Source organism: Chamaesiphon sp. OTE_75_metabat_556 (genome assembly GCF_031378165.1).
Taxonomy (GTDB): Bacteria; Cyanobacteriota; Cyanobacteriia; order Cyanobacteriales; family Chamaesiphonaceae; genus Chamaesiphon.
On record NZ_JANNDR010000156.1, the window covers coordinates 1 to 7,787 of the forward strand.

Below are 7,787 nucleotides of genomic sequence, written 5' to 3' on the forward strand. Positions count from 1 at the left end.
GGCCTTCCCATCGCACCGTATGTTCCACCCGATCCGGTTCCCAAGCAGGTCGCCGGACTTTGGTCGTCTGGGCATTGCGAGATATTTCCCAACCTTGTCCGGTATAGCGATCGAATGCCAATGCTCGCCAAAATCCTGGAGCTTGGGAGCGTACCCGCATCACTAGTTTGGGTTTCATTACCCCACGGAGATTTTGGTCGATTTGCGAGTTGAATCCATAATAAAAATTCTCGTCTAATTTACCATCACTTTGACCATCGCCACCTGTACCATCGATTTGGAGATCTTTGCCAGTTCCGGCTTTGCCTTGGCGTTGATACCCGGGCGAAATCATCCGTTTGGGGTCGAATTTATTTTGTTGGTATTGAATCGGCGCACTCACAGGTAATGAACCTTGATAGCCAGGAAAACGCGGCATCAGCGCAAAGATGATTAAACCGATCGCGATCACTAGCCCTAGTAGCCGTCCCAATTGCTGCCAGGGGATGCCAATCTTGTCAATCTGAGCGGGATTGCTAATCGCCAATGGTGCTAAATTCAGCCGCGATCGATAATCGAGCCATAAGACTGGCATCGCGATCGTCAAAAATAGGCATAATAGCGGCGCAAATGCTAGTGTCTGACTGAGCGTACCCGCAACGCCAATCAGAATTAACCCGATCGTCATCGAATAGCCCAAATCCTTGCGGCGCGGCAGATCGAAGGTATGAATCGCCTGCATCTGCACGAGTAATTCGGCCAATACTAGTCGCGTATCATTCATACTGCCAACTAGGTGGGCAACAAAGTAACCTAACGCACCTAGCATCGCCAACGCTAAACCAAATTTTGCGCCAATATTCCGGTCGTGGCGATGGTACCAACTCCAAGTAGCACCCATGATACTGACCGGAATCGCCCACAAACTGAGCTGTGTATCTGCTGCCACGTCGGTGGCGATAATGCCGACTACGACCATCGACTGCACCAATACTCGGAGTAATAGTGATTCCTCTGGGACAGTCTGTGGCCGCATGGCCATCTGCTGCTGAATTTTTGCCAAGATCGAGCTTGGTGGTTGTGGCACGGATATGGGCATGATCACAATACAAATGGCAATTATCTTTACCCACCAGCCACATTCTAGCTAGCGATCGCGCTGCTCCACTGGAACGCTCGCGCCAAAAGTTTCTGAGGCTGAAGTTGGGATATTAGGTTTAGGGTTCCCCGATTCGTCTTCAGTTGTTTCATACTCCTCAAGTTTCGTTTCCCACGGAAATAGTGGTGGACGTTGTCGAATTTTGGCATCGAGTTGTTTTTGAACTAGTAATGGTAATCGATCTTCCACGTTCGGCACTCACTCTCAAATTGATTTAGATATTGGTCGAACTCAGGTCAACCCCAGGTAATGCACTTTGAACTGGTTAAATCTTCCTCTTAGTTTGAATATACACCACCGCTATCTCTAGATCGGGACAGTTCGCGATCGGAATTAGTGCTAAATTCATCCTGTTTTCGCTAGCATAAGAGTGTTAGCTCCAGCTTTGGCTCCCAAATGTATCGATCGAGTCGGGATCGCCTCAATGATTTGCGATAAATTTAGTTTAGCATTACCGATTTATCGGGATTTGAGCCATTTGTTTTTTAAAAACCATTGTGAGTATGTCCCCACGATCTGTCGCTGCTGAGTCTCCTCCTACCACGCTCCCTTCAGGTGCCTTACGCGGATTGCATCATATCGCGCTGAATGTGGCAAATATGGCTGCTTCTCGCCACTTCTACGGGACAATTTTGGGATTGCACGAACTTACAGGCAGTGAGATCCCGTCAAGCTTATCTGAATTAGTCGCCCGCGGTCAGGTTGCCAATTTTCGGATTCCCGATGGGACAGTGCTCGATTTGTTTGCCGAGCCAGATTTATCGCCCCCGTCGCCAGATCCGACCGTCCAATTCACCCGTGCCAATCATCTGGCTTTTGATATCGCGCCCGATCTCTTCGATTTAGTCGTCCAAATTTTGGACGACCATCAGGTCAAAATTGATGGCGAAGTCGTCACTCGTTCGCGTAGCGTTGGCTTTGCCAAATCGACCGGACGCGGCATCTACTGTTACGATCCCGATGGTTTGATTGTAGAAATTCGCTGTGACGGGGATTAATCGCCATTAGGAGATTCGTTCTAGTCCCGATCTCAAACTCGCCCTGCGGCTTGGGTGATTTGTGACACAAACAAATCTTGCGAAATCTCGATGCTGAATTTACGTTAATTAACAATTTGCTGGAGGCGATCGTGGGTCGAATAGACGAGCATCTTCCTTAATTCCCAATAAACTATCCCCTATCCCCTATTTCAGAAGGCAATCTCACCGTTGAGAACCAAAAATCCTCGATCGAACGAACGACTTGGATGAAGCGATCGAAGCTAGCAGGCTTGGGAATATAGCCACTAGCATAGAGATCGTAGGCTCTGAGGATATCCTCTTCTGCTTGGGATGTCGTCAGCACCACTACCGGAATCCGCTTGAGCGATCGATCGGCTTTGATCGCGGCGAGGACTTCATGACCGCTTTGTTTCGGTAGGTTTAAATCGAGCAAGATGAGGTCTGGATAGAGTGTCCGGGGATTTCCCTGCTGCTGAGAGTGCAAAAATTCTAAGGCAGCAACCCCATCTCCCACCACGCTCAGATTGACGAGCAAATTGCTTTCTGCTAACGCCAGTTTTATGAGTTCGACATCACCAAGGTTGTCTTCGACCAATAAAACTTGAATGGTACGACCGAGCGGTGACGAACTTAGCATAGAGTACTTAAAAGAGGAGGAAGAGTGAAATAAAAAGTCGAACCTCGATCGGGTTGCGACTCGACCCAAAGGTTGCCGCCATGCCGTTCGACGATCTTTTTGCAAACGGCCAAACCGATGCCCGTGCCAGGATACTCGGTTTTACCGTGCAAGCGTTGAAAAATTACAAAAATTCGATCCAAGTACTCATTTTCGATACCGATACCATTATCCCGTACTGAAAATAACCACCAGCCTTCGATCGAGCGGACATTTATCTCAATTTGGGGTGGCTCCTGGCTGCGAAATTTAATCGCATTGCCGATCAGATTTTGGAATAACTGTGTGAGTTGAGAGGAATTGCCATACACTCGTGGGAGTGGGTCGGCGGAAACGATCGCCTTGTTGGTGGAAATCGCCACTTGGAGATTAGTTAGCACCTGCGCGCAGATCGGATCGCAATCGACAGCTTCAAAATTTCGATCTTGTCGCCCCACCCGCGAATAGTTCAAGAGATCGTTAATCAGGATCTGCATCCGGCTGGCTCCATCTACGGCATAAGCGATGAACATATCCGCCTGGGCATCGAGTTGACCTTTGTAGCGACGTTCGAGCAGTTCCAAATAACTGGTAATCATCCGTAGCGGTTCTTGGAGGTCGTGGGACGCCACGTAGGCAAACTGCTGGAGTTCATCATTGGAACGCGCCAAATCTTGTTTTTGACGTTGCAGTTCGATCTCTGATTGTTGTCGTTCGATCTCCGCTGCGGCCCGCGCTGCGAAAATATTCAAGATTTCCGTCATCAGTTGAGTTTCGGAAAAGGGTTGACAACTCAGCACGCAAATCAGCCCAAACGGCTGTCCGGCTGAATTTCGCAACAATACCCCCATGTAGCTTTGTGCGCTAATCTCACTCAGCAGGGCAAAGTTAGGAAATTGCTGCTGTAACTGTTCTGCACAGACATAGAATTGGCGATCGATCGTGTACTGGCAAGGTGTATCCAGCAATGCATACTCAAATCGATCGAGTGTGGCACCGTTGCCATAGGCAGCAACGGTACTAACTCGATCTTGCGAGGGCAGCAACAGCTCACTAATCAAAGCATATTCTACCTGTAATGCTTTGGTGAGATATTCGACTAATGCCTGAAAGAACGCTGCCCCAGTTTTGGCCGATACTCCCAGCGCAATATTCCGCAGGATATCTTCTTTGCGCTTGCGATCAGTAATATCTCGTCCTTCGGGGATCAGCATCGTCACTTTCCCAGTGGCATCAAACATCGGCTTGAGCGAAAAGTCTACAACCGCTGGCGTGCCATCAGCCCAGATATGTTCGGATTCAAACCGCACTAGTTCCCCGGCTGCTGCCGTGGCAACTGCTGCTTTCACCCGCTCCTGTAATTCAGGCGAATGCGTCCACCAGGGCGTCTCCCAGAATGGTTTACCGATAATTGCCGCTCGATCGACAGCAACAGCGTCAAACACGGCCTGATTGCCTTCAATAAAGGTGCCATCGGGTGTGAGTAGCCCAATGAATTGGCTCATACTATCAAAAATAGCCCGAAATTTATGTTCGCTGTGAATTAAATCTGCTTCAGCTTGCTTGGTATCGGTCACATCTTTCATGAAGCAATAGTGCCCGATCGATGGCTGACGAGAATCGACAGCCATCACCATTACCAGTTGCTTATCAAAAATCGAGCCATCTTGACGCACTCCCCTGGCCGCTACTTCCACTTTGCCAAGATCGAGCATCTGCTTGTAGGCAAGTTCTATGGTATGGAGATCTTCAGGATGTACCGTGCGCTGCCAATCCATGCCCACCATCGCTGCGGGCGTGTAGCCGATTGCCGCCGCATAGGCTTGATTGACCCAAACATAGCATCCATGCAGGTCTAATCGGGCGATACCCTCCATCGCATGACTCAATGCCGCATTAAATTCTTTGAGATCTTCTTCTGCCTGCTTGCGTTTGGTGATGTCGCGGGTGAAACACCGAGTTCGCACAAATTCACCATTGTGCCAAGACGAATTGGCATCGATCAGGACATGGCGGATCGAGCCATCCTTACAGCGCAGATCGGCTTCGTATTCCCGGACTGCTCGATCGTGCAATAGTCGATCAAGCAGATCCTCGATCGTGGTGCGATTGACATGAAACTCGGTAATGTAATGCCCGATGTATTCTGCGCTCGTATATCCCAATAAATCTAACTCGGCCTGATTTGCCCAGATAATCTTGCCATCAGCCGCGACCCAGTGCAAACAGCCGATCGCATTTTCCACAAAATCGCTCAGATCTTGTTGACTCTGAAACAAAGACGCTTCACTCTGCCGATCGATCTCACTCGATCCGCTCTCCTGTTCTGGTAGTATTGATGCCAATGGTTCCAGCCGCTCGTAGCCTTGGAGTAGATCTTCCGCTGTCACCATCCCTACCAATAACCCGCATTCGTCCACGATCGGTAAATGACGAATCCGATGCTGCTGCATGACAGATAATGCCGTTATCGCATCTGTGATTGCGGTGATGTTCATTGTCATGACTGGGGCAGTCATCACTTCCGCAATCTTAGTTGTGGTTAAATCCGTGCCAGCAGTAACAAGTTTAACTACATCTCGCCGCGTCAAAATCCCGATCGGTCGATTTGGATCCACCACCAAGACATAACTATAATTCTGTCGATCGCGAGTCGGATTGGTGGGCGCGTTGAGATCTTCACTGCCATCCATTAAGGTAATGGCCGCCATCACGGTAGCCGCTGGCGCAACAGTTAGGGGTGTGTAGTCGATTACACGCTCTAGAGTAGAAATATCGGTCGATCGATTGTTAAATAGCATGACTTCCGCCCTCATCATGTTTAAAAACTGGGGCATCACGTCATTAGCAACCGCAGTTCATGCACTCAAACTGGCGATCGTGCGAATATTCGCATCTGTCGATCGGGATAAATATTTGAATTTAGCAACATTATAAACTACATCCGATCTCCATAAGTACAGATCGGAGTTTTATTACTGGCTGAGTCCAACCGATCGAATTAACATCGCATCGCCAAATGAGTAAAATCGATAACCATCATCGATCGCGACTTGGTACAAATCTAGTAACCTTTGTCGCCCGATGGCCGCACTCACCAACATCATCAAACTCGATCCTGGTAAGTGAAAATTGGTGATCAACCCATCGACAATCTGCCATTCGTAGCCGGGATAGATAAAGATATTCGTATCGCCGCTGTAAGGCTGCAATCTGCCAGTTTGAGCCGCCGTTTCCAGCACTCGGACGGCAGTTGTCCCGACCGCATAAACTTTGCCACCAGCGGCTTTGGTGGCCTGAATCCGCTCGATCGTCTCCGCTGATATTTCTAGCCATTCGTGGTGCATCTGGTGGGTGGTGATATCCTCAACTTCCACAGGGCGAAAGGTGCCGACACCGACATGGAGGGTGACGTGCGCTTGCCCGATGCCCTGCTCGGCTAATCGATCGAGTAATTCGTTAGTAAAATGTAGTCCCGCTGTCGGTGCCGCAACGGCTCCTGGCACTTTCGCATAGACAGTTTGATACTGATCGGGAGTAGAAGTACTCGCGTGAATATAGGGTGGTAACGGTAATTCGCCAAAGTCGGCCAGGACAGAGTTCAATGAAATATGTTCGGGTAGCTCGAATTGCAGCAATCTTCCACCAGTCACCTCGTCCCTGGCAATAATTCTGGCTGTGAGTTGGGGGATTGGGGCAGTAGCTGTACGGGCGGGAAAAATAATTTGGGTGCCAATTTTGAGTTTGCGTCCTGGCTTAACCAATGCTAACCAGCAATTATGTTGCTGCTCGGATAGTAGTAAAATTTCCACAGGTGCGCCCGTCGGTTTGGCACCATACATCCGCGCTGGAATCACCTGGGTATTATTAAATACCAATAAATCCCCAGCCGCCAGGAAATTGCCAATTTCATGAAACTGACGATGTTGGTGGCCATCCCCAGTTTCGACTACCAGCAACTTCGATCGATCTCTCGGTACGACTGGCGTTTGGGCGATCGCCTCTGGCGGTAATTCATAATGATAACTGGCGAGGAGTCGGTCTACACTGGTATTCATCTTGGTTGATTTGATCGGATATTTTCCCTCATTTATCAACTATCAACCATCACCTATCAACTATCAACTAAAATTTTATGTCTACCGTCATTTGTCTTGGTGAAGTGCTTTTCGATCTCTTAGCCGAGCAAAGCGGAGTCAGCAGCGAGGAAGTCACATCTTGGACGCCATTACCTGGCGGTGCGCCGGCAAATGTGGCGTGTGCGTTGGTCAAAATGGGCGATCGATCGCGATTTATCGGCTGCGTGGGTGAGGATGAAGCTGGCACCAAGTTGGCAGCAAAATTGGCAAGCGAAGGTGTCGATCTCACCGGACTTCAAAATCATCCTACTGCACCTACCCGCCAAGTCCAGGTGATTAGAACGGTTGATGGCGATCGCGTTTTTGGTGGTTTTGGCCAAATTCCGACCGATCGATTTGCCGATACCCAATTGAGCCAAGTCCCCAAGGATTTATTTACAGGCGCAGACTTTTTGCTATTAGGAACGATCGCTTTAGCATATCCACTCAGTGCCCAGAGTACCTGGCAAGCTGTCGCCCTCGCCCAGGCAAATGGTGTCAAAATATTAGTAGATATTAACTGGCGACCGACTTTTTGGCCGTCTATAGATGTTGCCATCCCCCAGATTAAACAATTATTAGCCAAGGCCGATTATGTCAAGTTTGCCAAAGAAGAAGCCGAGTTAATTTACGGCCAAACATCACCCCAATCCTTGTGTGCGCACTTACCTGCCGCTCTGGGAATTTTCATCACCGATGGCGGCAATGTCTGTGAATACTGGCTCGATGGCCACAGCGGACAGCAACCAGCCTTTGCCGTCAAAGCGATCGATACGACTGGAGCTGGCGATGCTTTTGTCGCCGGATTATTACATCAGTTGGGCACCGGCCAAACAGATGGCGCGGAAATAATCCGCTATGCCGCAGCCGCCGGA

The 7,787-nt window shown here is 49.3% G+C and carries 8 protein-coding genes; 3 read left to right on the forward strand and 5 right to left on the reverse strand.

All coding sequences use genetic code 11. From position 1 onward, the window contains the following. Both RMO27_RS06565 and RMO27_RS06570 read right to left on the reverse strand, forming a co-directional pair. Window positions 1-1,078: DUF3488 domain-containing protein (locus tag RMO27_RS06565; protein WP_309730778.1), on the reverse strand; the 1,078-nt coding region annotated here is incomplete at its 3' end. A 48-nt stretch (window positions 1,079-1,126) separates the two neighbouring features. Next, the gene (locus RMO27_RS06570; protein WP_309730781.1) at window positions 1,127-1,327 is read right to left on the reverse strand and encodes a hypothetical protein; all 201 of its coding nucleotides are present in this window, start codon (window positions 1,325-1,327) and stop codon (window positions 1,127-1,129) included. Window positions 1,328-1,641: 314 nt separating this feature from the next. Here RMO27_RS06570 and RMO27_RS06575 point away from each other — a divergent pair, with 314 nt between their 5' ends. Further along, window positions 1,642-2,136, forward strand: coding sequence for a VOC family protein (locus RMO27_RS06575; RefSeq protein ID WP_309730786.1), 495 nt, complete (start codon window positions 1,642-1,644; stop codon window positions 2,134-2,136). 172 nt (window positions 2,137-2,308) lie between these two features. Here RMO27_RS06575 and RMO27_RS06580 read toward each other — a convergent pair whose 3' ends face one another. Together RMO27_RS06580 and RMO27_RS06585 are read right to left on the reverse strand one after the other, a co-directional pair. Then, on the reverse strand, window positions 2,309-2,776 hold the full coding sequence (locus RMO27_RS06580) for a response regulator (protein ID WP_309730789.1): 468 nt from the start codon (window positions 2,774-2,776) through the stop codon (window positions 2,309-2,311). Beyond that, window positions 2,770-5,595, reverse strand: a complete 2,826-nt coding sequence (locus RMO27_RS06585; protein ID WP_309730791.1) for a PAS domain S-box protein — start codon at window positions 5,593-5,595, stop codon at window positions 2,770-2,772. Before RMO27_RS06585 ends, RMO27_RS06580 begins: the two co-directional genes overlap by 7 nt. Between RMO27_RS06585 and RMO27_RS06590 the strand changes: the two genes are divergently transcribed. Continuing rightward, window positions 5,594-5,731 (forward strand): hypothetical protein, encoded by a 138-nt coding sequence (locus RMO27_RS06590; RefSeq protein WP_309730794.1) that lies wholly within the window; start codon window positions 5,594-5,596, stop codon window positions 5,729-5,731. The two genes, RMO27_RS06585 and RMO27_RS06590, sit on opposite strands and share 2 nt — an antisense overlap. Before the next feature lie 38 nt (window positions 5,732-5,769). Here the strand turns inward: RMO27_RS06590 and queA are convergent, their stop codons facing one another. Next, a complete protein-coding gene (gene queA, locus RMO27_RS06595) occupies window positions 5,770-6,852 on the reverse strand; it encodes a tRNA preQ1(34) S-adenosylmethionine ribosyltransferase-isomerase QueA (protein ID WP_309730797.1) in 1,083 nt (360 codons plus the stop codon). Between the two features lie 77 nt (window positions 6,853-6,929). On the opposite strand from queA, the gene RMO27_RS06600 reads away from it, so the two are divergent. After that, on the forward strand, window positions 6,930-7,787 hold an 858-nt coding region (locus RMO27_RS06600), incomplete at its 3' end, for a carbohydrate kinase (RefSeq protein ID WP_309730800.1).